Origin of the sequence: Achromobacter insuavis (genome assembly GCF_902859645.1) — a bacterium.
Lineage (GTDB): Bacteria > Pseudomonadota > Gammaproteobacteria > Burkholderiales > Burkholderiaceae_B > Achromobacter > Achromobacter insuavis.
In genome coordinates, this window is the sequence record NZ_CADIJR010000003.1 from 146835 (window position 1) to 170538 (window position 23704).

At 67.1% G+C, this 23704-nt stretch carries 24 protein-coding genes; 10 read left to right on the forward strand and 14 right to left on the reverse strand.

The window, feature by feature from the left end:
* Positions 1-173 precede the first annotated feature (173 nt).
* The 3 genes from H0523_RS03650 to H0523_RS03660 all read left to right on the forward strand — a co-directional run bounded on the left by H0523_RS03650 (position 174) and on the right by H0523_RS03660 (position 2818).
* The gene (locus tag H0523_RS03650; protein ID WP_054429196.1) at positions 174-1220 is read left to right on the forward strand and encodes an aldo/keto reductase; all 1047 of its coding nucleotides are present in this window, start codon (positions 174-176) and stop codon (positions 1218-1220) included.
* Between the two features lie 137 nt (positions 1221-1357).
* Complete coding sequence (locus H0523_RS03655) at positions 1358-2047, forward strand: lysozyme inhibitor LprI family protein (RefSeq protein ID WP_054428346.1); 690 nt, start codon at positions 1358-1360, stop codon at positions 2045-2047.
* A 12-nt stretch (positions 2048-2059) separates the two neighbouring features.
* Positions 2060-2818, forward strand: coding sequence for a YoaK family protein (locus tag H0523_RS03660; protein WP_006390661.1), 759 nt, complete (start codon positions 2060-2062; stop codon positions 2816-2818).
* Positions 2819-2842: 24 nt separating this feature from the next.
* Here the strand turns inward: H0523_RS03660 and H0523_RS03665 are convergent, their stop codons facing one another.
* From H0523_RS03665 to H0523_RS03675, 3 genes are all read right to left on the reverse strand, one after another.
* Positions 2843-3658 (reverse strand): hypothetical protein, encoded by an 816-nt coding sequence (locus H0523_RS03665; RefSeq protein WP_082404272.1) that lies wholly within the window; start codon positions 3656-3658, stop codon positions 2843-2845.
* A gap of 72 nt (positions 3659-3730) precedes the next feature.
* Positions 3731-4435: a tetratricopeptide repeat protein gene (locus H0523_RS03670; protein WP_054428344.1), complete on the reverse strand. Its 705-nt coding sequence runs from the start codon at positions 4433-4435 to the stop codon at positions 3731-3733.
* A 151-nt stretch (positions 4436-4586) separates the two neighbouring features.
* The gene (locus tag H0523_RS03675) at positions 4587-5132 is read right to left on the reverse strand and encodes a fasciclin domain-containing protein (protein WP_054428342.1); all 546 of its coding nucleotides are present in this window, start codon (positions 5130-5132) and stop codon (positions 4587-4589) included.
* Between the two features lie 352 nt (positions 5133-5484).
* On the opposite strand from H0523_RS03675, the gene H0523_RS03680 reads away from it, so the two are divergent.
* Positions 5485-6144, forward strand: a complete 660-nt coding sequence (locus tag H0523_RS03680; RefSeq protein WP_054428340.1) for a thiopurine S-methyltransferase — start codon at positions 5485-5487, stop codon at positions 6142-6144.
* Between the two features lie 10 nt (positions 6145-6154).
* On the opposite strand, the gene H0523_RS03685 is transcribed toward H0523_RS03680, so the two are convergent.
* The 4 genes from H0523_RS03685 to H0523_RS03700 all read right to left on the reverse strand — a co-directional run bounded on the left by H0523_RS03685 (position 6155) and on the right by H0523_RS03700 (position 11668).
* Positions 6155-6754, reverse strand: coding sequence for a transglycosylase SLT domain-containing protein (locus H0523_RS03685; RefSeq protein ID WP_054428338.1), 600 nt, complete (start codon positions 6752-6754; stop codon positions 6155-6157).
* A gap of 227 nt (positions 6755-6981) precedes the next feature.
* Entirely contained in the window at positions 6982-9573 is a 2592-nt protein-coding gene (gene acnB, locus H0523_RS03690) for a bifunctional aconitate hydratase 2/2-methylisocitrate dehydratase (protein WP_054428336.1), read from the reverse strand.
* 321 nt (positions 9574-9894) lie between these two features.
* Positions 9895-10794 carry an FxLYD domain-containing protein gene (locus H0523_RS03695; RefSeq protein ID WP_054428334.1) on the reverse strand — a complete coding sequence of 300 codons (900 nt, stop codon included), beginning with the start codon at positions 10792-10794 and terminating at the stop codon, positions 9895-9897.
* A complete protein-coding gene (locus H0523_RS03700; protein WP_054428332.1) occupies positions 10784-11668 on the reverse strand; it encodes an FxLYD domain-containing protein in 885 nt (294 codons plus the stop codon). The genes H0523_RS03695 and H0523_RS03700 overlap by 11 nt, the downstream gene beginning before the upstream one ends.
* 290 nt (positions 11669-11958) lie before the next feature.
* On the opposite strand from H0523_RS03700, the gene H0523_RS03705 reads away from it, so the two are divergent.
* Positions 11959-12723: a TSUP family transporter gene (locus tag H0523_RS03705; RefSeq protein ID WP_054428330.1), complete on the forward strand. Its 765-nt coding sequence runs from the start codon at positions 11959-11961 to the stop codon at positions 12721-12723.
* Between the two features lie 33 nt (positions 12724-12756).
* Here the strand turns inward: H0523_RS03705 and H0523_RS03710 are convergent, their stop codons facing one another.
* The 7 genes from H0523_RS03710 to H0523_RS03740 all read right to left on the reverse strand — a co-directional run bounded on the left by H0523_RS03710 (position 12757) and on the right by H0523_RS03740 (position 18854).
* Entirely contained in the window at positions 12757-13197 is a 441-nt protein-coding gene (locus H0523_RS03710) for a CBS domain-containing protein (protein WP_035359324.1), read from the reverse strand.
* Positions 13181-13654, reverse strand: coding sequence for a type II toxin-antitoxin system RelE/ParE family toxin (locus tag H0523_RS03715; RefSeq protein ID WP_082404270.1), 474 nt, complete (start codon positions 13652-13654; stop codon positions 13181-13183). The genes H0523_RS03710 and H0523_RS03715 overlap by 17 nt, the downstream gene beginning before the upstream one ends.
* Positions 13655-14046: 392 nt before the next feature.
* Complete coding sequence (locus H0523_RS03720; protein ID WP_054418649.1) at positions 14047-15060, reverse strand: proline racemase family protein; 1014 nt, start codon at positions 15058-15060, stop codon at positions 14047-14049.
* 39 nt (positions 15061-15099) lie between these two features.
* Entirely contained in the window at positions 15100-15891 is a 792-nt protein-coding gene (locus tag H0523_RS03725; RefSeq protein ID WP_054428328.1) for an ABC transporter permease, read from the reverse strand.
* Complete coding sequence (locus tag H0523_RS03730) at positions 15888-16736, reverse strand: ABC transporter permease (protein WP_082380635.1); 849 nt, start codon at positions 16734-16736, stop codon at positions 15888-15890. Before H0523_RS03730 ends, H0523_RS03725 begins: the two co-directional genes overlap by 4 nt.
* Positions 16733-17782, reverse strand: a complete 1050-nt coding sequence (locus H0523_RS03735) for an ABC transporter ATP-binding protein (protein ID WP_054428326.1) — start codon at positions 17780-17782, stop codon at positions 16733-16735. The genes H0523_RS03730 and H0523_RS03735 overlap by 4 nt, the downstream gene beginning before the upstream one ends.
* A gap of 16 nt (positions 17783-17798) precedes the next feature.
* Entirely contained in the window at positions 17799-18854 is a 1056-nt protein-coding gene (locus tag H0523_RS03740; RefSeq protein ID WP_054428325.1) for an ABC transporter substrate-binding protein, read from the reverse strand.
* A gap of 124 nt (positions 18855-18978) precedes the next feature.
* Here H0523_RS03740 and H0523_RS03745 point away from each other — a divergent pair, with 124 nt between their 5' ends.
* The 5 genes from H0523_RS03745 (at position 18979) to H0523_RS03765 (ending at position 23697) form a co-directional block, all read left to right on the forward strand.
* Positions 18979-20061, forward strand: coding sequence for a GlxA family transcriptional regulator (locus H0523_RS03745; RefSeq protein WP_082380634.1), 1083 nt, complete (start codon positions 18979-18981; stop codon positions 20059-20061).
* A 23-nt stretch (positions 20062-20084) separates the two neighbouring features.
* Positions 20085-20795, forward strand: coding sequence for a glutathione S-transferase (locus tag H0523_RS03750; RefSeq protein ID WP_054428321.1), 711 nt, complete (start codon positions 20085-20087; stop codon positions 20793-20795).
* Positions 20796-21270: 475 nt separating this feature from the next.
* Complete coding sequence (locus H0523_RS03755) at positions 21271-22740, forward strand: methyl-accepting chemotaxis protein (protein ID WP_054428319.1); 1470 nt, start codon at positions 21271-21273, stop codon at positions 22738-22740.
* A 116-nt stretch (positions 22741-22856) separates the two neighbouring features.
* Positions 22857-23081, forward strand: coding sequence for a DUF1653 domain-containing protein (locus H0523_RS03760; RefSeq protein WP_054428317.1), 225 nt, complete (start codon positions 22857-22859; stop codon positions 23079-23081).
* Between the two features lie 4 nt (positions 23082-23085).
* Positions 23086-23697 carry a 3'-5' exonuclease gene (locus H0523_RS03765; RefSeq protein WP_082380633.1) on the forward strand — a complete coding sequence of 204 codons (612 nt, stop codon included), beginning with the start codon at positions 23086-23088 and terminating at the stop codon, positions 23695-23697.
* Positions 23698-23704: the final 7 nt, after the last annotated feature.

Here is a 23704-nt window from a genome sequence, read left to right on the forward strand (position 1 = left end):
GATCGGGCGCGTCCCGCACCAGGCCGGTCGACGGTCAGAGAATCGGGCAAAAAAAGGGCAGGATCGAGCATCCATCCGCCGACGCCGGCGACGCATACTGTTTGCACCCCGGCCATGCCGGCGCCGCCCATCCCGGGACGGCCGCCGCGCCGCGCCCTGGAAGGAGTGCAATGATGCGGTACAAGAAATTCGGTAGCACCGGCCTGTTCGTCTCGGAACTGTGCCTGGGCACGATGACCTTCGGCGGCGAAGGCGAACTGTGGAGCAAGATCGGCGCCCTGCAGCAGGAAGACGCCAACCGCCTGGTGGGCCGCGCGCTGGAGGCGGGCGTCAACTTCATCGATACGGCCGACGTGTATTCGGAGGGCCGTTCCGAGGTGATCACCGGCCAGGCGCTGCGCGACCTGAAGGTGGCGCGTGACGACGTCGTCGTCGCCACCAAGGTGTTCGGCCAGACCGGCGCGGGCGTCAACGCCCGGGGCAATTCGCGCGTCCACATCATGGAGGGCGTCAAGAAGAGCCTGGCGCGCCTGCAGCTGGACCACATCGACCTCTACCAGATCCATGGTTTCGATCCGGCCACGCCGATCGAGGAAACCGTGCGGGCGCTCGACAACCTGGTGCAACACGGCCACGTGCGCTACGTCGGCGTGTCCAACTGGGCGGCCTGGCAGATCATGAAGGCGCTGGGCATCGCCGAGCGCCTGGGCCTGGCCCGCTTCGAATCGCTGCAGGCCTACTACACCATCGCCGGGCGCGACCTGGAGCGCGAGATCGTGCCCATGCTGCAAAGCGAGGGCGTGGGCCTGATGGTGTGGAGCCCGCTGGCGGGCGGCCTGCTCAGCGGCAAGTACAGCCGCGACGGCCAGGCCGCCGCCGGCGATCGCCGCGCCCAATTCGACTTTCCGCCGGTCAACCGCGAGCGCGCCTTCGACAGCATCGATGTGTTGCGCCAGGTGGCCGACGCGCGCGGCGTGTCGGTGGCGCAGGTGGCGCTGGCCTGGCTGTTGCACCAGAAGGCGGTCACCAGCGTCATCATCGGCGCCAAGCGGGTCGATCAGCTCGACGACAACCTGGCGGCCACGGCGATCCGTCTGACGGACGACGAGCTGGCGGCGTTGGATCAGATAAGCGCGCTGCCGCCCGAGTATCCGGGCTGGATGTTCACGCGCCAGGGCGAGTTCCGCCGCAAGCAGCTGAGCGAGTCCGACGCCGCGTGAGCGGACGGGGACTGAGACCGAGAAAGGCCGGCGCGGGCGGCAAGCCCCGCCGGCCGGGGCGATGAGGCGGGTAGAATCCAGGAACCGGGCGCGGCCCGTTCGCCGGCCGCGCTGCCCTTTTTCCGGGAGTTCCCGCTATGAAGCGCTATGCGCGCGCCGCCGGCCTGGCGGTGGTCATGATGGTTGCCGGGGTCGCCAGCGCCTCGGCGGCGGCCAAGCCGTCGTTCGATTGCGCCCGCGCCAAGAGCGGCGCCGAGAAAGCCATTTGCGGCGATCCCAAACTGGCGGCGCTCGATGTGAGCATCGCCCAGCGTTTCGACAAGGCGCGCCGCGCCTACGATGCCGATACCGCCAAGATCTTCTCCACCGAACAGTGGCTGTTCAACGGCGTGCGTGACCAGTCCTACGAGCGCCCCTTCAACAATCCCACGGGCGCGGCCGAATTGGCCGAACGGCTGGCCGACCGGGACAAGTTCCTCGCGTCGCTCGAACTTGCGCCGCGCAAAGGCTTCGAGGGCCAATGGGGCAACTACGGCGGCCAGCTCAAGGTCATGCGGCAGGCGGACGGCAGCCTGTTCGCCGAAGTCTCGGCGGCGGACCCCTACAACGCCCGCTGGCTCTGCGACACCTCCGGCAAGGCCGAGGTGCGCGGCGACACGCTGGTGATCCATGAAAAAGACGCGCCCGGCTGGACGCTGGCGCTGCGCCGCAAGGGGATGGGCCTGGTGGCCGAGGAAGCGCGGCCGCCCGGCGACAAGCGCGACGACCCCACGCCCAGTTGCGGGTCGGGCGGGTCCATGGACGGCACCTATTTCCCCGTGCGCTAGCGCGCCGACGCCGTGGCCATCCCCTTCCTGCGCCAGCTCACCGCGGTCAGCCGCACGCCGCAGGCCAACCGGCGGCTGGCGTATTTCCTGACGTTCATCGCCGGCGCCGTCAACGCGGGCGGTTTCCTGGCCGTGCAGCAGTACACCTCGCACATGTCGGGCATCGTCTCGATGATCGCCGACCATATGGTGCTGGGCGGCCTGGCCGTGGTGGTGCAGGGATTGGCCGCACTGCTGTCGTTCGTGGCGGGAGCGGCCACTTCCGCTTCGCTGATCAATTTCGGCCGGCGCACGCACCTGGCCAGCGAGTTCGCCCTGCCGCTGATGGTCGAGGCGGTGCTGCTGCTGGCCTTCGGCCTGCTGGGGGCGAACCTGGAGAACCTGCGCTGGTTCTACGTGCCGGGCACCGTGATGCTGCTGTGTTACATCATGGGCCTGCAGAATGCGATGATCACCAAGGTGTCCAAGTCCGAGATCCGCACCACGCACGTCACCGGCATGGTCACCGACATCGGCATCGAGCTGGGCAAGCTGTTCTACTGGAACCTGGCGCATGAGGACAAGGCCGGCACGCCGCCGGTGCGGGCCGATCGAGGCAAGCTGATCGTGCTGAGCACGCTGGTCACGCTGTTTTTCGCTGGCGGCGTGACGGGCGCCTATTCCTTCTTCCATTACGGCTTCGGGTCGACCTTGCCGCTGGCGCTGTTCCTGATGGTGCTGGCAGCCGTGCCGGTGGCCGACGACATCCGCCATTTCTTTGCGCGGCCGTAGCGCGCCCGCGGTGCGGCGCGCGACTCAGGCTCTGGCATGCGCCAGCAAGACCTGCAGCGCGGCCGCTGTCTGCCAGTGCAGTTTTTCCAGGCGAGCATCCGTCGCGGGATCGGTGATGGCGCGGCCATCGGCGCCCACCGGATAGGGCTTGCCCAGCAGCCGCGCCATGTCGATCTGGTAGTAGCTGCTGTCGCCATACGGGCGCTTGCCGTCGATGAACGGCATCGGCCAGAAGGCGTCGCCTTCGCGCAGCACCGCGTTCAGCTCGCCCAGGCCGGCCTCGCGCCAGTTCGCCGCGCGCAGCAGCGTCAGGTGCTCGCGCCGCAGTTCGAAGCGGCCCTGCGCATCGACGCCGCTGTCGGGAAAGTCGAAGGCCTCGCGCCGTTGCGGCGGCAGTGTATAGCGGCTGGGCGCCAGCCGGCCGATGTCGCGCACATAGGCCGGCACCAGCCGGCACACTTCCGCCAGGCGCCGCGTCGCCAGGCTTCGGTCGGACGTACCCAGCAAAGCCATCGCCGCGGCGATCGTGTCCTTGCCGCTCAGCGGCCGTTCGAATTCGACGCCGGGCGCGCCGGACTCCACGGGAATCCAGATCACGCCCAGTCCGCGCATCAGCCTGGCGTGGTCCGCGTGGTAGCGAAGGCTCGCCGGATCCGCCCGGAAGACCTGGCGGATGATGGCGTCCCGTTCATTCGGCGCCGCGGCGCCAGCGGCTGACGCGAGGCGCAGCGGCGCGCAGGTCAGCGCCGCCAGTGCCAGCGTCAGCGCGCGCCGGGGCGGGGAAGCGAGAGGCGATTGCGGGGCGGGCGGCGAGGGGGGCGCAGGCGGCGTGCGAGACATGGGGGCTCCTGTGGCGGCGGATGGCTTGCGGGTCGCGGCAAGGCGGGACGAAAAAAGTTGAAAGAAGCGGCGCTAGCGCGGCAACGATGCCAGCTCTGCGCTCGCGCGGGAATAGCCGGGTTGCAGCCGCAACGCGGCCTCGTAGCTGACGCGCGCGTCGGCCTGGCGGCCCAGCCGCCGCAGCAGCATGCCCTGGTTGGTCAGTATCTGGGCGCTGGGCGGCGTCGCCGCCACCGCCCGCTCGTACGCCTTGAGGGCTTCCTCGGTCTGGTCCAGGCCGTCCAGCAGAGCGGCTTCCAGGTTCAGGCCGATGCTCCACTGCGGATAGCGTTGCGTCAGGATCCGGGTCGTGGCCAGCGCGTTGGGCAGATCCCGCAGTTCGGCCTGGACGCCGGCCTTGTTCACATAGAACCAGCGGTTGTCCGGGTTCAGCCCGATCGCTTCGTCGAACCGTTCGAGCGCCGCGGCGGGCTGGCCGTTGACCGTTTGCAGCTTGCCCAGGAAGTTCCTGACATCGGCGTTGCCCGGATCGCGTTGCGACAGGGCTTCGGCGATGCGCTGCGCCCGCGCCGGGTCGTTGGCGCGCAGCGCGGCGGAGATCTGCTGGTTCATCTCCTGCAGCGGCGCCGGCCATTGCTGGATGCGGGCGCGCAAGGCGGCGCTCTCGGCGGCCAGCTCGGCCTGGTAGGCATTGTCGAATTCCAGCGGCGGTTGCGGCTGCGCGCGGGCGGTGGCGTGGCCCGCCAGCAGCAGGGCAGCCAGCAGGCAGCGGATCACTGGCCGCCAATGCCGCCGGCCGGCGCGCCGGTCCGCCAGCCATGCCGCGGCGAGCCGCCAGCCTGGCGACAATCGAAAAGGACGATGCGGCGTTGCGATCATGAGGGTCGGGAAGAGGGGGCTGGACCCCCTACGATATCCCGAGATGGACTTACTTGGGCATGAGCACGCTGTCGATCACGTGGATCACGCCGTTGGACTGGTAGACGTCGTAGGTGCTGATGTTGGCGACGCCGCCTTTCTCGTCCTTGACGATGAGGTTGTGCTTGCCGTTCATCATCACCCACAGTTTGCCGCCGCTGGCGGTGGTCAGCTCGGTGACGCCGCCCTTCCTGGCCTTGGCGGCCAGCGCGTCGAAGTCCAGCTTGCCGGGCACCACGTGGTACGTCAGGATCTTGGTCAGGGTGGCTTTGTTCTCGGGCTTGACCAGGGTGTCGACCGTGCCGGCCGGCAGCTTGGCGAAGGCGGCATTGGTGGGCGCGAACACCGTGAACGGACCCTTGCCCTGCAGCGTGTCCACCAGGCCGGCGGCCTTGACCGCGGCCACCAGGGTGGTGTGGTCGGCCGAATTGACCGCGTTGGCGACGATGGTCTTGCCGGGCATCATCGGTTGGCCGCCGACCATGACGTCGGCCGCATAGGTGGGCGACAGGGTCAGGGCGGAGCAGGCGATGGCAATCGAAGCTAGCAATTTCATGACGATCTCCTTTTTGGTTGGCCGTCACTAGCAAATACGGGGCAGCCCCCCGTCTGGATGCGTCCGATGACCTGGAACAAACCCTAGGTCGGCGCCGTCGCCGCGCCGGCGGAACCGGCATGCTTGAGCCCGATACCCGGATCACCAGGATCACTACAATGGGAGAACCGGCGCCCGGCCGGGGCGTTGCCGCCGCCGGGCATCGGTAAGCACGCCTTTCGGGCGCTTGTTCGCAACGTAGTTCCGGCCGCGGACAGGTAGCATCCGAGAGCGTGATTGCCAGCCCGCGCACCGGCGCGCGGCGCTGCCGCGAATCACGCGATTCGCTATTTTCCGGAGGATAAGAACAAACATGGACGCGGAATTCTGGTTGGAACGCTGGCGCGACGGGCGCACGCATTTTCATCAAACACGAGTGACGCCGCTGCTGCAGAAATACTGGCCGACACTCTCGGTGCCCGCGGGCGGCAAGGTGCTGGTGCCGCTGTGCGGCAAATCCCTCGACATGGTCTGGCTGGCGGCGCAAGGCTTCCAGGTGCTGGGCGTGGAATTGTCGCAACTGGCGGTCGAGCAGTTCTTCGTCGAGAACGAGCTCAAGCCGGTGATCCAGGACAGCGCCTACGGCAGGCACTACGTGGCGGGCAATATCGAGATCATCTGCGGCGACATCTTCAAGCTGGATGCGCCGCTGCTGTCGCACTGCGTCGGCGCGTATGACCGTGCTGCGCTGGTGGCGCTGCCCGTGGAGATGCGCGGCGAGTACGTGCGCCACGTCTACGGGCAGCTGTCGCCCGGCTACCGCGGCCTGCTGATCACGCTGGACTACCCGCAGGAAGAGATGGACGGGCCGCCGTTCGCGGTGTTGGACACCGAGATGCGGACGCTGTTCAGCGGCGTCTCGCCGGCGGTCATCATCGACCGCCGCGACATCCTGGCCAAGGAACCCAAGTTCGCCGAGCGCGGCGTGAGCCGGCTCGACACGGTCGTCTACCGGCTGGGCGTGCAGGCCTGAGGCGCCGGGTTCAGAAGAACCAGCCGCCGCGGGTCAGGTCCTTTTCGCAGCTCTTGTACTGGCTGGCGAATTTGTCGGCCCGCGCCTGCACTTTCTTTGACACCGTCTTGAGCCACGCCTTGCGGTCGTAGCTGCGGTTGCGGTAGCCGGTCCAGCCCTCGTGGTAGTTCAGGTACTGGCCGTAGGCGTCCGACTTGGAGATGCCGTTCAGGCGCTGGCTCTTGTTCATGTACCAGCCCATGAAGTCCAGGGCGTCGGCGAAGTTGTCGCGACTGGAACCCCAGCCGCCGGCATCCTTCTTGTAGTCGGCCCAGGTCTCGTCCTTGGCCTGGGCGTAGCCATAGGCGGAACTGACGCGGCCCCACGGGATGATGCCCAGGAAGTAATAGCGCGGCGGCACCGCGTCCTGCTTGAAGCTGGACTCCTGGTACATCATCGCCATCGGCACCGGCACCGGCGCGCCCCATTTCTTCTGCACCTTGAGCGCGGCATCGTGCCAGTCCGGCTTTTCGCGGAAGATGGCGCAGATGTTCTCGGGATTCGAGGGCGGGGCGGTGGCGCAGCCGGCAAGCGCGGCCAGCAGCGGCAGCGGCATCAAGAGCCGTGTCATTGGTGGTCTTCTCCAGGCGCCGGCGGGCGGCGGTTACGTTCTGTTTGTCACGGTTTGCTGTGATTGTATGAAAACGTATCGACGGAAAAGTTCCGCCCCCGTTTTTTTTGCCTCCAACCGGCCGATCAAGGCGGATTTCCGCGGGATCCGGCCGTTTTGGCGGCGCCAATGAAAACGGCCCCGGATCGCTCCGGGGCCGTGTCGCAGGCGAGCCTACGTGGCGAGGTTTACACCTCGATCACGTCCGCCACGTCCTTGTAGTCGGCGATCTTGTCGAAGTTCAGGTATTGGTAGATCTGGTCGCCGCTCTTGTTGATGACGCCCATGTCGGCCATGTACTCGTCCTTGGTCGGGATGCGGCCCAGCTTCGAGCAGATCGCGGCCAGTTCGGCCGAACCCAGGTACACGTTGGTGTTCTTGCCCAGGCGGTTCGGGAAGTTGCGGGTGCTGGTGGACATCACCGTCGCGCCTTCGCGGACCTGCGCCTGGTTGCCCATGCACAGCGAGCAGCCCGGCATTTCGGTGCGGGCGCCGGCCGTGCCGAACACGCCGTAGTGGCCTTCCTCGGTCAGCTGCGTGGCGTCCATCTTGGTGGGCGGGGCCACCCACAGCTTGACCGGGATGTCGCGCTTGCCTTCGAGCAGCTTGGACGCCGCGCGGAAGTGGCCGATGTTGGTCATGCAGCTGCCGATGAACACTTCGTCGATCTTGGCGCCGGCGACTTCCGACAGCGTCTTGACGTCGTCCGGGTCGTTCGGGCAGGCCACGATGGGCTCGTGCACGTCGGCCAGGTCGATCTCGATGACAGCGGCGTATTCGGCGTCGGCGTCCGGCTCCAGCAGCTGGGGATTGGCCAGCCAGGCTTCCATCGCCTTGATGCGGCGGCCCAGCGTGCGCTCGTCTTCGTAGCCGTTGGCGATCATCCACTTGAGCATCACGATGTTGCTGTTGATGTACTCGATGATCGGTTCCTTGTTCAGGCGCACCGAGCAGCCGGCGGCCGAACGTTCGGCCGACGCGTCCGACAGTTCGAAGGCTTGTTCGACCTTCAGGTCGGGCAGGCCTTCGATTTCGAGGATGCGGCCGGAGAAGATGTTCTTCTTGCCTTGCTTGGCGACCGTCAGCAGGCCGGCCTTGATGGCGTACAGCGGAATGGCGTTGACCAGGTCACGCAGGGTGACGCCGGGCTGCAGCTTGCCCTTGAAGCGGACCAGCACCGATTCCGGCATGTCCAGCGGCATCACGCCGGTGGCGGCGGCGAAGGCGACCAGGCCCGAGCCGGCCGGGAACGAGATGCCGATGGGGAAGCGGGTGTGCGAGTCGCCGCCGGTGCCGACGGTGTCGGGCAGCAGCATGCGGTTGAGCCACGAGTGGATCACGCCGTCGCCCGGACGCAGCGAGACGCCGCCGCGGGTGCTGATGAACTCGGGCAGCGTGTGGTGCGTCTTGACGTCCACGGGCTTGGGATAGGCGGCGGTGTGGCAGAACGACTGCATCACCAGGTCGGCCGAGAAGCCCAGGCAGGCCAGGTCCTTGAGCTCGTCGCGGGTCATGGGGCCGGTGGTGTCCTGGCTGCCGACCGAGGTCATCTTCGGTTCGCAGTAGGTGCCCGGGCGGATGCCGCGGCCTTCCGGCAGGCCGCAGGCGCGGCCGACCATCTTCTGGGCCAGCGAGAAGCCCTTGCCGGTGTCGGCCGGGTCCTTGGGCAGGCGGAACAGCGTCGACGGCGCCAAGCCCAGCGCTTCGCGCGCCTTGGCGGTCAGGCCGCGGCCGATGATCAGCGGAATGCGGCCGCCGGCGCGCACTTCGTCGAACAGCACGTCGGACTTCACTTCGAATTCGGCGATGACTTCGCCGTTCTTGATGGCCTTGCCTTCATAGGGGCGCAGTTCGACCACGTCGCCCATTTCCATCTTGGAAACGTCGAGTTCGATCGGCAGGGCGCCGGCGTCTTCCATGGTGTTGTAGAAGATCGGGGCGATCTTGTTGCCCAGGCACACGCCGCCAAAACGCTTGTTCGGCACGAAGGGGATGTCTTCGCCGGTAAACCACAGCACCGAGTTGGTGGCCGACTTGCGCGAGGAGCCGGTGCCGACCACGTCGCCGACGTAGGCGACCAGGTGACCCTTGTCCTTGAGCGACTCGATGAACTTGACCGGGCCGCGCTTGCCGTCTTCTTCCGGTTCGAACGCCGCGCCGTCGCGCTTGTTCTTGAGCATCGCCAGGGCGTGCATCGGGATGTCGGGGCGGGTGGTGGCGTCCGGGGCCGGCGACAGGTCGTCGGTGTTGGTTTCGCCAGGCACCTTGAAGACCGTGATGGTCAGGCTCTCGGGCAGTTCCGGGCGGCTGGTGAACCATTCGGCGTCGGCCCAGCTCTGCATCACGGACTTGGCGTTGGCATTGCCCTTGTCGGCCTTTTCCTTCACGTCGTGGAAGGCGTCGAACATCAGCAGGGTCTTTTTCAGGGCGTCGGCGGCGATCGTGCCGATTTCCTTGTCGTCGAGCAGTTGGACCAGCGGGCCAATGTTGTAGCCGCCCAGCATGGTGCCGAGCAGTTCAGTCGCCTTGGCGCGGCTGATCAGGGCACAAGCTTCGGTGCCCAGGGCCACGGCGGCCAGATACGAGGCCTTGACCTTGGCGGCATCGTCCACGCCGGCCGGAACACGGTGGGTCAGCAGCTCGACCAGGTTCTGCTCTTCGCCCGCGGGCGGGTTCTTCAGCAGTTCGATCAGTTCAGCGGTTTGTTTTGCCGTCAGGGGCAGCGGGGGAATCCCCAGAGCCGCGCGTTCGGCAACGTGTTGGCGGTAAGTATCCAGCATGTTGAGGCCTGCTTAAAGTCGGGTTGGAAGAAGGGTTGTCGCCGGAATTGTAGAGGGAAGAGGGGGCCGCTAGCAAATGTCTTATATCTTATATAAGACTTGAGTCGATAGGCGTTGTCTGCGGGCCACGCCGGGGCGCAGCCAGGCGCGGGACGGGGCGATCTTGGGAGCGTGAAAACGGGGACGATTTGGTGGCCGGCGCCCCGGCGCGAGGATGGGAGGGCCGCTGCGGCAGGCCCCGTGCCCGCGTTCGGGCAGCGGGAGCCCGTGTTGACGCCGGGGGCCGCGCGCGACTGTCGGGCGGGCCCCCGGGGCGGCGGATCAGTTGGCCTTGGCGTCGTACACCACGCCCACGCGGGCGAAGTTGGCGCCGTATTGCTTGACGTCCAGCTGGAACGGGGCGCTCTCGCCCGGCTTGAGCTTGGGCAGGCGCAGCTCCGAATAACGCGCGCCGGTCAGCTTGTCCTGCGCGTCGTAGAGGCTGATCCAGACCTTGACGTTGTCGACGTCGACGTGGTCGTCGTTGCGCACCCGGCCATGCACCATGACGTACTTGTAGCGGTAGCGGTAGGTGAAATTCAGCGTGCCGGTGCCGACGCCGGCCTCGGTGGTTTCGACGCTGATGTCCAGCGCCGGCCGGGTGCCGGGCAGGGCCGCGCGCTTGGCCGGCTTCCAGTCGGTCTTGACCTCGGAATAGCGCTCGAAGTTCTCGCCGTTCAGCAGCACCGGAATGCGCTCGCCGGGGTACAGCATGGCCGGCAGCGACCATTCCTGGCGCAGCCGCAGGGGGCGCGAGCCGTCGAACACCGAGATATCCATGCCCGGCGACAGCGCTACGTATTTGTCGCTGCGGTTGACCACTTCGGCCAGCAGCAGCGGACGCTCGATCTCATTGAGCAGGCGGCGTGGCGCCGACAAGGTCAGCGAAGCGGGGTCGAACAGGGCGAAATCCGGGTCCAGCAGTTCGGCCGTGGTCAGGCGCACCTGGTCGATGATGCGGGGATTGGCGGGGCTGACGCGCACGATGCGGCTGGCGGGGCCCTCGGGCGCGGGCGCCGCCGTGGCCGGCGCCGCCGCGGCCTGGGCTGGCTTGGGCGCGTCCCAGGGCAACAGGCCGTTGTATTTGGCCAGGGCGTAGCCGCCAGCGGCGAGGATGATCAGCACCAGCCCGGCCCGGGCGGGCCGCGACAGGGGCCGCGCGGGGGAACGGTCAGCTTTCACTTTGCACCATGTAATCGTAGGACCCGACCTTGCCTTCGGCCAGCATCTCGCAGCGCACGTCGAACGAGGTCACCGCGCCGGGGGCGAGCGGGCTGGCCGAGCCGTAGCCGTTGCCGATGCCCAGCAGCTTGCCGTCCTCGTCGTACAGCATCACCGAGATCTGCGTGCTGCCGGCGGCCACCGCGCCCTTGTTGCGCAGCAGGCCGACCAGGCGGTAGACGCCATCGTTGCGCACCAGCTGCACCTTGTCGGCGGCGACGTCGCGGGCGCTGCTGTTCGCCAGCGACGGCGTGGCCGGCTTCAGGACATAGCGGCTGTAGGCGGTGTCGGGCAGGGAGATCGTCACCGGGGTGTATTCGCCGGGCAGCAGCGTGCGCGCCATCGGCGAGCCCGAGGTGGACGACAGCGTCAGTTCGCCCTGATAGAACGTGGCGGTGACGCGCGGCGCATCGATCTTCTTGCCGGTCTCGTTGCGCATCAGCATCACCAGCTGGTTGCGGCCGCGGCCACGCACTTCCTGCACGTCCGTCAGCTTGACCAGCGCGGCGTCGATGGGCGGCGGGGCGGCGCGCGAGGGGGCGCGGGTCGATGAGCCACTGTTGAACAGCGTGGCGGTGAGCGGCACCAGGATCGCGGCCAGCACCACCAGCGCGATCGCGATGATCGCGCCCGGCTGCAATTTGGCGGCGGGCGCCGGCTGCTGCATGCCGCGCAGGATCTTCTCCAGGCGCTGGGCGACGTTGTCCTCGACCAGGGTGACGGCGTGGCAATGGCTGCACTGGTATTCGTTGGTATCCAGCTTGGTGAACTGCGCGCTGCCGCAGGTCGAGCAGGTCAACGTCACCGTATTGATCGTGGTCTGTTTGGGTGTCATGCGAGAGGGCGGGCGCGCCGCGTCCGGGGCGGCGCCGGGATGGCGCGGCCGGGCCGGGCGTGGCTGGCTTACTGGGCCGCAAGGATAGCGGCGGCGCGTCGGCGGCGGGGTGCATGAGCGCATCTGATTATTACGAAATGTATGCGAAGGCCCGCGGACGCCGCCGGGCCCGGTGCTATGATCGCCGGCGTTCCAAGCCCCTTGAATACGCCGTTCCCCCAGTCGTTCCGCTCCTGGCCGCGATCCCGCGCGGCGGGGCCGAGCCGAGGCAGGTCAGGCTCCGCCCCAGCATGAGCATCTTCCAACACGTGTTGTTCCTCGCCTGTGTGGCGCTGGCGACCTACGCCCAGACCATGACGGGGTTCGCCTTCGGCCTGGTGCTGCTGGGGTTGTCCGGCGTGTTCCAGCTGGCATCCGTGTCCGAAGTGGCCAACGTGGTCAGCGTGCTGTCCCTGGTCAACGCCGTGGTCACGCTGGCGCGGGCCAAGCCGCAGGTCAATTGGCGCCTGATGACGCCGGCGCTGGTCAGCAGCCTGGCCGGCGTGGCGTTGGGGGTGGTGGCGCTGGCCTGGATCAGCGGCGCCATGGCGGTGCTGCTGCAATTGCTGCTGGGCCTGACCATCCTGGCTTGCGCCGTGCTGCTGGTGGCGCGCACCCAGCCCCTGGAGCGCCTGTCATCGCGCGCCTCGTTCGTGCTGTTCGGCGGGGTCTCGGGCGTGCTGGGCGGCTTGTTCTCCAGCGCCGGCCCGCCCATGGTCTATCACCTGTATCGCCAGCCCCTGCCGCTGGCGTCCATCCGCAACAGCCTGCTGGTGCTGTTTTCATTGAACGCGGTCGTGCGACTGGCGCTGGTGACGGGGCAGGGCACGTTCATGGCCACGTCGTTCTGGCTGAGCCTGCAAGCCCTGCCGGTCGTGATCGGGGTGACCTGGGTCGCGCGCCGCTACGCCACCGCCGGGTCGATGAAGACCGTCAAGCGGATGGTGTTCGTGCTGCTGCTGGCGGCCGGACTCGGCCTGATCGTGCCGGCGTCGCGGCTCCTCGCGGCGGGGTAGCCGCGAGGCGGACGATCCGGGCCTTGCCGCGATTCAGCCGTGTTCGCCGGAGATGTACCGTTCGAGCTCGGTGATGATGAATTTCTGCTCGCTCATGACGTCCTTGACCAGGTCGCCGATGGACACCAGGCCGACCAGCTTCTTGTCCTGGATGACGGGCAGGTGGCGGAAGTGGCGCTCGGTCATCAGCGCCATGCAGTGCTCGCGGGTGTCTTCCGGCCGCACGTAGAAGACGGAGTCGGTCATGATTTCGCGGACCTTGGTGGTGCGCGAGGAGCGATCCTGCAGCACGATCTTGCGGGCGTAGTCGCGCTCGGTGAGCATGCCCAGCACCTCGTCGCCCTCCGCCACCACCACGGCGCCGATACTGCGTTCGGCCATGGTCTTGATGGCGTCGTACACGGACGAGTCCGGCGTGACGGTCACGACGGGCGGGTTGGCCTTTTCCCTGAGAATCTCAGCAACTTTCTTCACGATGTGCTCCCGAATCGCTGGCAAGGTTCAAGCGCCGGCTAGAGCCCGCGCCGGACGCCTGGCGCCGGCGCACGGTCTGGCCGTGACTCCATCCTAAGCCCGGCGGCGGGATTGCCGCAAGTTTCCGGTGGGTTCTCAGGCGGTATGGCCTGGCAGGTTCGTGGAGCAGGTGGCTATAGTCGCGGCCGCCATAGAACACGCCCATAATGGTCACGGACCCGTCATCGTTCAAGGAGTAGGCGATGGTGCATCGCTTCTGATGATGCAGGAAGCGGAGATTGGGGTTGGCGGCATGGCGCCGCGCTCCGCGTCTTGGAAAATGGGCCAGGTCCAGGCAGGCCTGGATCACGCCGTCGACATAGCCGTCCGCTGTTGCGGAAGTCCCCGCCGCGCTGAAATACCGTTGCATGTTGACGATGTCGCGGAGCGCGTCCGGCGTGAACACGACGCAGAACATGTCAGCGGCCTGAAGGTCGTCTGGCGCGTTCCGCGGCGAGCGCGGCCAGAACCTCGCCAGGGGTGAGCAGGCGGGATGGATCCGCCTTGCTGGCCCGGCTTATCGCTTCGAGCCGCTTGAGCCAGGCGTTTTCGTCCCGCTGATCGACGCTGGGTAGATAGGGAGGCGGCAGCTCCGGAGGAGGATCCGATTGGCAGTGTTCCCGTACGGGGGGCCGTTGGGATGGCGTTGGACGGCGTGGCATGTAGAGAATTCCAAAGGCGTGGGCGACCTGGATAGCCTATGTGTGGCACGACGACGCGACAAGTCCTTTGGGCCATTCCTCTCGTCCTATCTTTCGCCAAGCGCGCGGCGGTGGTCGGCGGCCAGCCCGCGCCGGCCGCCCCGTATCCTCAGCGGATCAGGAACCCCGCGCCCACCGGATCATTCTTGTCGATGACCCAACGCGCCGTGCCCAGGATGCTGGCCGTGCCCTTCACCGTCGGCCGCACCGCGCGGGTGCCGTTCAGGTCGACCTCGCCCAGCAGGCAGCCTTCGAAGGTGCCGCTGCCCAGCAGGCCTTCGGACTTGATCGGCTGGTTCAGGCCCATCTTGCCGCGCGCCTCGAACATGGCCATCATCGCGCTGGTGCCGGTGCCGCCGGGCGAGCGGTCGAGCTGGCCGGCGCTGAACACGTGCACGTTCTTGTAGAACGCGCCCTCGATCGTCGGCTGGTGCCAGAACGTGATGAAGTTCAGGTTGTTGATGTGCGCTTCGGTCGGGTGCTGGATGCGCTGGCGAGCATTGAGCTGGTCGCGCACGATCAGGCCCATGCGCGACAGTTCGGTGCCGTTGTCCGGCGAGATGCGCAGGTCGCAGTTCGACAGGTCGACGATGCCGAAGTAGTTGCCGCCCCACACGATGTCGGCCGACAGCTTGCCGTAGCCCGGCAGTTCCACCGGAATGTCCTGCGCGGCGACGTAGGCCGGCACGTTCTCGAAGCGCGTCCACAGCACGTTGTCGCCTTCCGAGGCCACTTCCGACACCACCAGGCCGGCGGTGGTCTCGAAGCGGATGCGGGTGATGCCGTCCTTGCCGCGCGGCACCAGGCCGTTGGCCACCATGGCCATGCTGACCGCGATGGTGCCGTGGCCGCACATGTGCGAATACTCGGTGCCGTCGATGTAGATCAGGCCGGCGTCGTATTCCGGGCTGGACGGGGGCGTCAGGAACACGCCGAACATGTCCTTGTGGCCGCGCGGCTCGCGCATCAGCGCCTTGCGCAGCCAGTCATAGTGCTGCTCCAGGAACGCGCGCTTTTCCAGGATGGTGGAACCGGCGGGGTACGGAATGCCGCTGTGGACGATACACAGGGGCTCGCCTTCCGTATGGGTATAGATGACATCGAACGCGTCTTGCTTGCGCATGACAGTGACTCCAGGCGGTAGATAGGGGGAAGAGGAAAGTTATTTGCCGCGTTCGGACAGCATGTCCAGCCCGACGGTCAAATCCAGGATCACGATGGCGACGACCGCAGCCACGATCGTGGCGCCCGATACGGCTGCGATGGTCGGATCAATCGTGTATTGCACGTAATTGAAAAGCTTCACGGGGATGGTGTTCAGGTCCGCCGTGGTGTTGAAAATCGACAGCTCCACATTGATCCATGACGAGATGAAGGCGAAGATCGAACCGGTCACGATGCCCGGACGGATCTGCGGCAGCACCACCAGGAAGAATGTGGTCCAGGGGTTGGCGCCCAGGTCGGCCGAGGCTTCCTCCAGCGCGCGCTGTTCCGGCGTCAGCAGCGTCAGGGTGGAGCGCAGCACGAACGGCGCGATGATCACGACGTGGCCGATCAGGAGCGACAGGAAGCTGCGGGTCAGGCCGAAGTACGCGCCGAACTGCAGCAGCGCCGCGCCCAGCACGATGTGCGGCAGCACCAGCGGCGACATCAGCACCGAGGTCAGCGCGGCCTTGCCCGGAAACTCGTAGCGCGCCAGCGCCAGCGCCGCCGGCACCGTCAGCAGCACCGCGGCCACCGTGGCGGCCAGCGCCAGCACCGTGCTGGTGGTGAACGCGGCCACATAGCCGGCCTCGACCAGCAAGGTGCGGTACCACTCCAGCGTCCAGCCTTGCGGCGGGAACGCCAGGTACGGCGTGGCGGTGAACGACGCGCCCAGGATCACCACGAGCGGCAGCGCCAGGTAGGCCAGCACGGCCAGCGCGGTCAGGCGGATCAGGTGGCGGGCGATCATCGCGCGGCTCCCGGCAAGGTGGCGGCGCGATTGGCCAGCGCCACCAGGATCAGGGTGAAGACCAGCAGCACCATGCTCAGCGCGCCGCCGTAGTGGAAATCGAACACCGTGCTGTATTGCTGGAAGATCAGCATCGACAGCACCGTGACGCGGCCGCCCGACAGCAGCGCCGGCGTCACGTAGGCGCTGACCGCCAGCGTGAAGACGATGATGGCGCCCGACACCACGCCGGGCAGCGTCAGCGGCCAGGTCACGTGCAAGAAGGTCGCCGCCGGGCTCGCGCCCAGGTCGGCCGAGGCCTGTTCGCAGGCCGGGTCGACCCGCGCCAGCGCATTGCCGACCGCCAGCACCACGAACGGCAGCAGCACGTAGACCATGCCGATCAGGATGCCCAGCTCGGTGCCGATGAAGCGCATCGGCCGGTCCACCGCGCCGGTCGCCATCAGGCCCTGGTTGACCAGGCCGTTGCGGCCCAGCAGCACCATCCAGCCGAAGGCGCGCACGATGTTGCTGGTGAACAGCGGCACCACCAGCAGGATCACGCAGGCGCGGCGCCAGGCCTGCCAGCGCACCACGCGCACCAGGTACCAGGCCAGCGGATAGCCCAGCGCCAGGCAGGCGAGGGTGGTGAACAGGGCCAGCCGGAACGTCACCAGGATCACGTCCCAGTGGTACTGGTCGGCCAGCACCTTCATGTATTGCGCGGCCGTCGGCGTCAGGCCGTCGGGCCCGCCGGTGGCGCTGGCCAGCGCCACCACCGCCAGCGGCGCCAGGAAGAAGGCCGCGAAGAACAGCACCGGGGCCGCCAGCAGCAGGCCGGGGGAGAGCCAGGCGCGCCGCATCATGGCTGGCCGCCGATCAGGTGCAGGTGTTCGGGCGCGAACGCCAGCGCCACCTCGCCGCCGGCATGCAGGCCGCCGGGCGCGAGGCCGCCGTGACGCGCCACCAGGGTCTGGCCGCCGATGTCGACGTGGATCATGCTGTGGCTGCCCACGTTGATCACGTCGCTCACGGTGCCCGTCAGCATGGCATCGGCGCGCTGGCACAGCTTCAGGTCCTCGGGCCGCAGCACGGCCAGGCCGCGCGCCGTCGCCGGACGTTGGGCGAGCGGCACGCGCAGGCCCTGGGCATCCAGCATCAAGGCGCCGTCATCGGCCACCGTATAGGCGATGAAGTTGGCATCGCCGATGAACTCGGCGACGAAACGCGTGGCCGGCTGGCGGTAGATGTCGGTGCCGGCGCCGACCTGCTCGATGCGGCCGGCGTGCATGACCACGACGCGGTCCGCCATGGTCATCGCTTCTTCCTGGTCGTGGGTGACGAAGATGAAGGCGATGCCGAGACGGGCCTGCAGATGCTTGAGTTCGAGCTGCATGCGCTTGCGCAGCTTCAGGTCCAGCGCCGATAGAGGCTCGTCCAGCAACAGCAGCTTGGGCTGGTTGACGATGGCGCGCGCCAGCGCCACGCGCTGCTGCTGGCCGCCGGACATTTCGCGGGGATAGCGCGGGCCGAAGTCGGCCAGGCCGACCATGTCCAGCGCATCCCTGGCGCGATTCGCGGCGTCGGATTTCGACGCGCCCTGACGCCGCGGACCGTAGGCGACGTTCTCCAGCACGGTCATGTGCGGGAACAGCGCATAGTTCTGGAACACGGTGTTGAGCGGGCGGCGATGCGCCGGCAGCCGGCTGACGTCCTGGCCGTCGATCAGGATGCGGCCCGATTCCGGCTGCAGGAAACCGGCGATCGACTTGAGCAGCGTGGTCTTGCCGCAGCCGCTGGGGCCCAGCAGCGCCACGAACTCTCCCTGCTGGATCGCCAGGTCGATGCGATCCAGCGCCTGGTAGGCGCCGAAGCGCATCGACACGCCTTCGATGGTGAGCAAAGCGGACATGGGGAACGGACCTTGCTCAGCGCTTGCGGGCGACCTGCCGGTTCCACGCGTCGGTGACCTCGGCGCGGCGGGCGTTGATGATGTTCCAGTCGAACAGGCTCAGGTTCTTGACCGAGCCGTCGGCGCCCCAGGGCAGCTTGCGGGCGACGTCCTTGGAGACCTGTACGTCCTTGACCGCCGGGCCGAGGTAGAGCTTGGTCGCCAGGCAGGCGGCCGCGTCCGGCGTCAGCGCGGTGTCGATGAACTTCTGCGCCGCGGCCTTGTTGGGCGCGCCCTTGACCAGGTGCAGGCGGGCGTCGGTGGCCCACACGCCTTCCTTGGGCACGGTGAAGCCGATCGGCAGGCCCTTGTCGATCAGGTCCCAGGCGCCGACGTTGAAGTGCGCGCCGATCACCGCTTCGCCGCTCTGGAAGGCGTTGGTGGCCGCGCCCGAGCTGTCGAAGAACAGCGCGGTGTCCAGCGAGGCCAGCTTGGAATAGAGCGGCGCCAGGTTCGACGGGTCGATCGCCCAGACCCGCGCCAGGAAGAAGATGAACGGCACGCCCGACGAGTTGGCGGGCGAGGGCACCGCCACCGCGCCGGCATACTCGGGCTTCCACAGGTCCTTCCAGCTGGTCGGCGGCTGCGTCACTTCCTTGGTGCTGTAGGTGATGCCGAGCGAGTAATAGCCGGTGCTGACCGCGAAGGCGGCATTGCCGTCGCGGTACACGCCCTGCTCGATGACGTTCTTCAGGTTGGGAATGGCGCTGGCGTCCAGCGCGTCCAGCACGCCGGCCTGCTGCGCCAGCTCGCTGATGCCGCCGTCCATCCAGGCCACGTCGATGGTCGGCGCGCCCTTCTGCTGCTGCAGCTTGGCCAGGGTGGTGGTGGAGGTGCCGACTTCCGGCACCACGGTGACGCCGGTCGCTTTGGTGAAGGGCTCGGCCACGCAGGCGCGGAACGCGTCGCCCCAGTTGCCGCCGTACCAGGCGACGGTGATTTTCTGCTGTTGCGCCAGCGCCGCGTGCGAAGCCAGGAGCAGCCCCGCGCCGAGCGCCGCCGCGCCCAGCGCGCTGCGGGTGTTTGTTGCCATGTCGGATTCCCCTTGTAGATTTGTCGATCCGCGATTCATTGACTCAAGTACCACAGGCACATCTTGGGCGATGCTCGGGAAAACGAGCTTGAAGACGCGGGACATAAACTTGAATAATTGCGTCATGTCCGTCGCCGCGCCACCCCCGTCCTTGCCGCTCTCCTATGAAGACGGCGAAGCACACCTGCCTCAGGGAAAACCCGCCCTGACCATCGGCATCGTGCTGCTGGACCAGTTCACGCTCGCGGCGTTCGCCGGTTTCGTCGACGTGTTGCGGCTGGCCGGCGACCATGGCGGCCGCAGCCGCCAGATCCATACCGCGTGGCGGGTGATGAGCTGGGACGGCAAGCCGCGCTGCTCCAGCGCCGGGCTGACGATCGAGGTCGAAGCCGGCCTGCCCGAGGACCCGGCGCAGTTCGACTACGTCGCGATTTGCGGCGGCAACGACTATTCCAGCGGCCGCATGCCCGAGCCCCTGCGCGACTGGCTGCGGCGCGCCGCGGCGCTGCGGGTGCGCCTGCTCGGCATCTGCACCGGCACCTTTGCGCTGGCGCAGGCCGACGTGATCGGGCCGCGCACGGTGTGCGTGCATTGGAACGTGCTGGAAACCTTCCGCGAGCGCTTTCCCGCGACCCGCGCGGTGGTCGACCGCCTGTTCGTCGACGAGGGCGACCTGATTTCCTGCGCCGGCTCCACCGCCGCCATCGACCTGGGTCTGTACCTGGTGGCGCGGCATTGCGGCCGCGACAAGGCGCAGCAGGCCATGCGCCACATGATGCTGCAGGGCGCGCGGCCGGGCCGCGTGCCGCAGGCGCATTTCCGCACCGACCTGTCCGGCATCCAGGACCTGCGGGTGCGCCAGGCGGCGCATTTCATCGAGCAGCGCATCGACAATCCGCCGCCGCTGGATGCCATCGCGCGTTATGTCGGCGTGGGCCGGCGCCAGCTGGAGCGCGCCTTCCGCCTGGCCACCGGCATGTCGCCGATGGCGTTCCAGCGGCAATTGCGGCTGGAATATGGCAGCTGGTTGTTGCTTAATAATGCCTGCAGCATCACGCAAATCGCGCTGGATTGCGGGTTTGCCGACGGCGCGCATTTTTCACGCGATTTCCGCGCGCATTTCGGACTATCTCCGCGCCAGTATCAGCAAAGCCACGGGCAGCACGCCGCGCGGCACGAAGGCGAGATCAGCGTCTTTCCCGCGTAGCTTTGCCCCGGCAAGGAGAACGCATGACATACGACCTTTGGTATTGGGACGGCATTCCCGGCCGCGGAGAATTCGTGCGCCTGGCGCTTGAAGCCGGCGGTATTCCTTACCGTGAACGCGCGCGCGAGCCCGGCATTGGCGAAGATGCGTTGATCCAGGACATGCTGTCCGATCGCAAGCAGCCGCCTTTCGCGCCGCCGTATCTGGTGGCCGGGAAAATGACCCTGGCGCAAACCGCCAACATCCTGCTGTTCCTCGGCGAAAAGCACGGCCTGGCGCCCGCCACGGTGTCGGGACGCCTGTGGGTCAACCAATTGCAGCTGACCATCGCCGACATGGTGGCCGAGGCGCACGATACCCATCACCCGATTTCGGCCAGCGATTATTACGAGGACCAGAAGGAGGAAGCGGCGCGGCGCGCCCGCGGTTTCCGCGAGGAACGCATTCCCAAGTTCCTGGGATATTTCGAGCGGGTGCTGGCCGGTCCCGACGCGTGGCTGGCGGGCGGCAAGCGCTGGAGTTATGCCGACCTGTCGTTGTTCCATCTGGTCGACGGCCTGCTGTTCGCCTTTCCCAGGCGCATGGGCACGCAGGCGATGAAGTTTCCCAAGGTCATGGCCTTGCATCGGCGCGTCGCGGAACTGCCGGCGTTGCAGGCGTATTTCGCCAGCGGCAGGCGCCTGCCATTCGGCGAGGGCATATTCCGCCATTATCGCGAACTGGACGCTGAATAACGATTCCAGGCCGTGGTCACCGCATTCGGGGGATTCGGATCCGGTGCGTATTTATTGCCGTGTTAATTAAATGGGGCCGCCGCCGGCGCGGCCCCATTATTCCTCTGACTTATATCTGAAAATACGGGGGCGGATTCGTATTAACCCGGATCAATAACGAAAAATCAGACGGGCGTTAATCGTGAAACGCGGTGAAATATCCGTTGCCGAGTTTTTTTTAGTCAGTCATCAATGAATATATTGAGAACAGCTCATTTTTAGGATTAAATATTTTCGACTGGATACATTCTTCCGTTTTCTGTAATTCTTGACCTGCCGTCGCTACCCGGGCGATGGAACTGCAGGCAAGCGTGTGCATGCGGCGCGGCATGCGGCGCTTGATTCCTGGGACGCGCCAAGCAACTGCTTCAGACAAGCCAAGGTTTCTCTATCGATTTTCAGCACACTCGTCCCATTCCCTGCGGGAGACGTCAACATGCAATGGCTTACCCTCAAACGCCTGCTGCGCGGCGAGCGCGGCATGCAGAAAGCGGATCTATACGGGCAGATCGCGGCAATTCACAAAGCGCAGGCGGTGATCGAGTTTGATCTCGAAGGCCATGTCCTGATGGCCAACCAGAATTTCCTCGACACCATGGGTTATGAGCTGGACGAGGTCCTGGGGCAGCATCACCGCATGTTCGTGGTGCCCGAGGACCGGGAATCCGCCGAATACCTCGCCTTCTGGGACAAGCTGGGCCAGGGCGCGCACGACGCGGGCCGCTACCGCCGCATTCGCAGGGATGGCAGCGACGTCTGGCTGCAGGCCAGCTATAACCCCATCTTCGATAAACACGGCCGGCCCTTCAAGGTGGTCAAGTACGCCACCGACATTACCGAGCAACAGCAGCGCCAGGCGGATACCGAGGGCCAGCTCGAGGCCATTTCCAAAGTGCAGGCAATTATCGAGTTCGAACTGGACGGCACCATCATCCGCGCCAACGATCTGTTCCTGAACGCCGTCGGTTATCACGAGGACGAAGTGCGCGGGCGTCACCACAGCATGTTCGTGCTGCCCGAAGAGGCGCGCAGCGGCGCCTATGCCGAATTCTGGCGCAAACTGCGCAGCGGCCAGCATGACACCGGCCAATACCTGCGCATCGGCAAGAATGGCCGCCATGTCTGGATCGAGGCCAGCTACAACCCGATTTTCGATGCCGAGGGCCGGCCGTTCAAAGTGGTGAAATTCGCCACCGACATCACCAAGCGGTTTACCGCCGCCCAGACGCTGCGGGTGGCGGTGCAGGGCCTGACCGAAAACGCGGAGCGCGCCAGCCAGGCCAATTCCCTGGCGCAAGACGCCTGCCGGGTGGCCGAAGAGGGCGGCAAGACCGTCGCGGGCGTGGTCCGCACGATGGGCGCCATCACCGACAGTTCCAAGCGCATCTCGGAAATCATCGGCGTCATGGACGGCATCGCGTTCCAGACCAATATCCTGGCGCTCAATGCCGCGGTCGAGGCGGCGCGCGCCGGCGTGCATGGCAAGGGCTTCGCGGTGGTGGCGGCGGAGGTGCGCAGCCTGGCGCAGAACAGCGCCGCCGCGGCCAAGGAAATCAAAGGGCTGATCACCACGTCGGTCGAGCAGATCGGCAGCGGCGCCCGCCAGGTGCAATCGGCTGGCACCACCATGGAAGACATCGTCGCGTCGTCGCGGCGGGTCACCGAGATCATGGGCGAAGTGGTCGAGGTCTCGCTGGCGCAATCGGCCAAGCTGGGCGAAGTGACCGAGGACATCACCCAGATGACGGCCGAGGCGGCGTCCGCGCTGCAGGCTGCGCATGAACTGCACGGCGGCAGCCCGACGCTCAGGACGGCGGTCAAGCCGGTGGCGCCGTCGGTGCGGGCCCGGCAGGCCGCCAATACGCCGCTGCCGCCCAAGCCCGTGCTGGAGTATGTCCGTTACTGATGCGAGGGCGGCGGCGCGCCCGCCGCCCGAGTGCGCTATAAATACGGTCTTGTACGAACCCGTCGGCCCAGGCAGGAAGTTTCCGGCCCGGGCCGTGTTTTTTGCGGCAATTCCCCATGACCGAATCCGAAGCCCTGGCTCTCGCCACCCATCGCCATTACAAGGGCGGCCTGTATCGCTATATCGATACCGCCCGCCATTCCGAGACCGAGGAATCCATGGTGGTCTACGAACACCTGTGGCCGCACGCGCGTGGCCTGTGGGTGCGCCCGGCCGACCTGTTCTTCGGCCAGTTGGCCGACGGCTCGCCGCGGTTCGCGCCGCTGTCCGCGGCGCGCTGAGGCCATGGCCTTCTACTATCGCCGTGCGCGGCCGGCCGGCGCCGCGCCGCGCGCCGCCTCCGGGCAGCCGTCCGCGGCCGTTGCCGCCGCCTTGAACGCCTTGCGCGGCCCGTTCGTGGTGGCCGACCTGGAAACCACCGGGCTGTCGACCGCGTCGTGCGAAATCCTGGAATTCGCCGCGGTGCGCGTCGGCGCGGGCGGCGCGGCCGAACAGGAATACGCGCAGGTGGTGCGCACCCGCGCCTCGGTGCCGCCGTTCATCACCCGCCTCACCGGCATCACCCAGTCCGAGGTCGACCGCCAGGGCGTGCCCGTGGCGCAGGCCTTCGCGGCGTTCCTGGACTTCGTCGGCGACCTGCCGGTGTTTTTCCACAATGCCTCGTTCGACCGCCGCTTCCTGGACGCCGCCGCGCTCCAGACCGGCCTGCCGTTCGCCAACGCCACGCATTGCACGCTGGTGCTGGCGCGGCGCGCCTGGCCCGAGCTGCCCTCGCACAAGCTGGACGTGCTGGCGCGGCACGTGGGCGCATCCGAGCCCACCCACCGGGCGCTGGCCGACGTGCGCACCACGGTGGCCGTCGCATTGGCGGCCAGTTCGAGGTTGGCCGTGGCCTGAGGCCGCG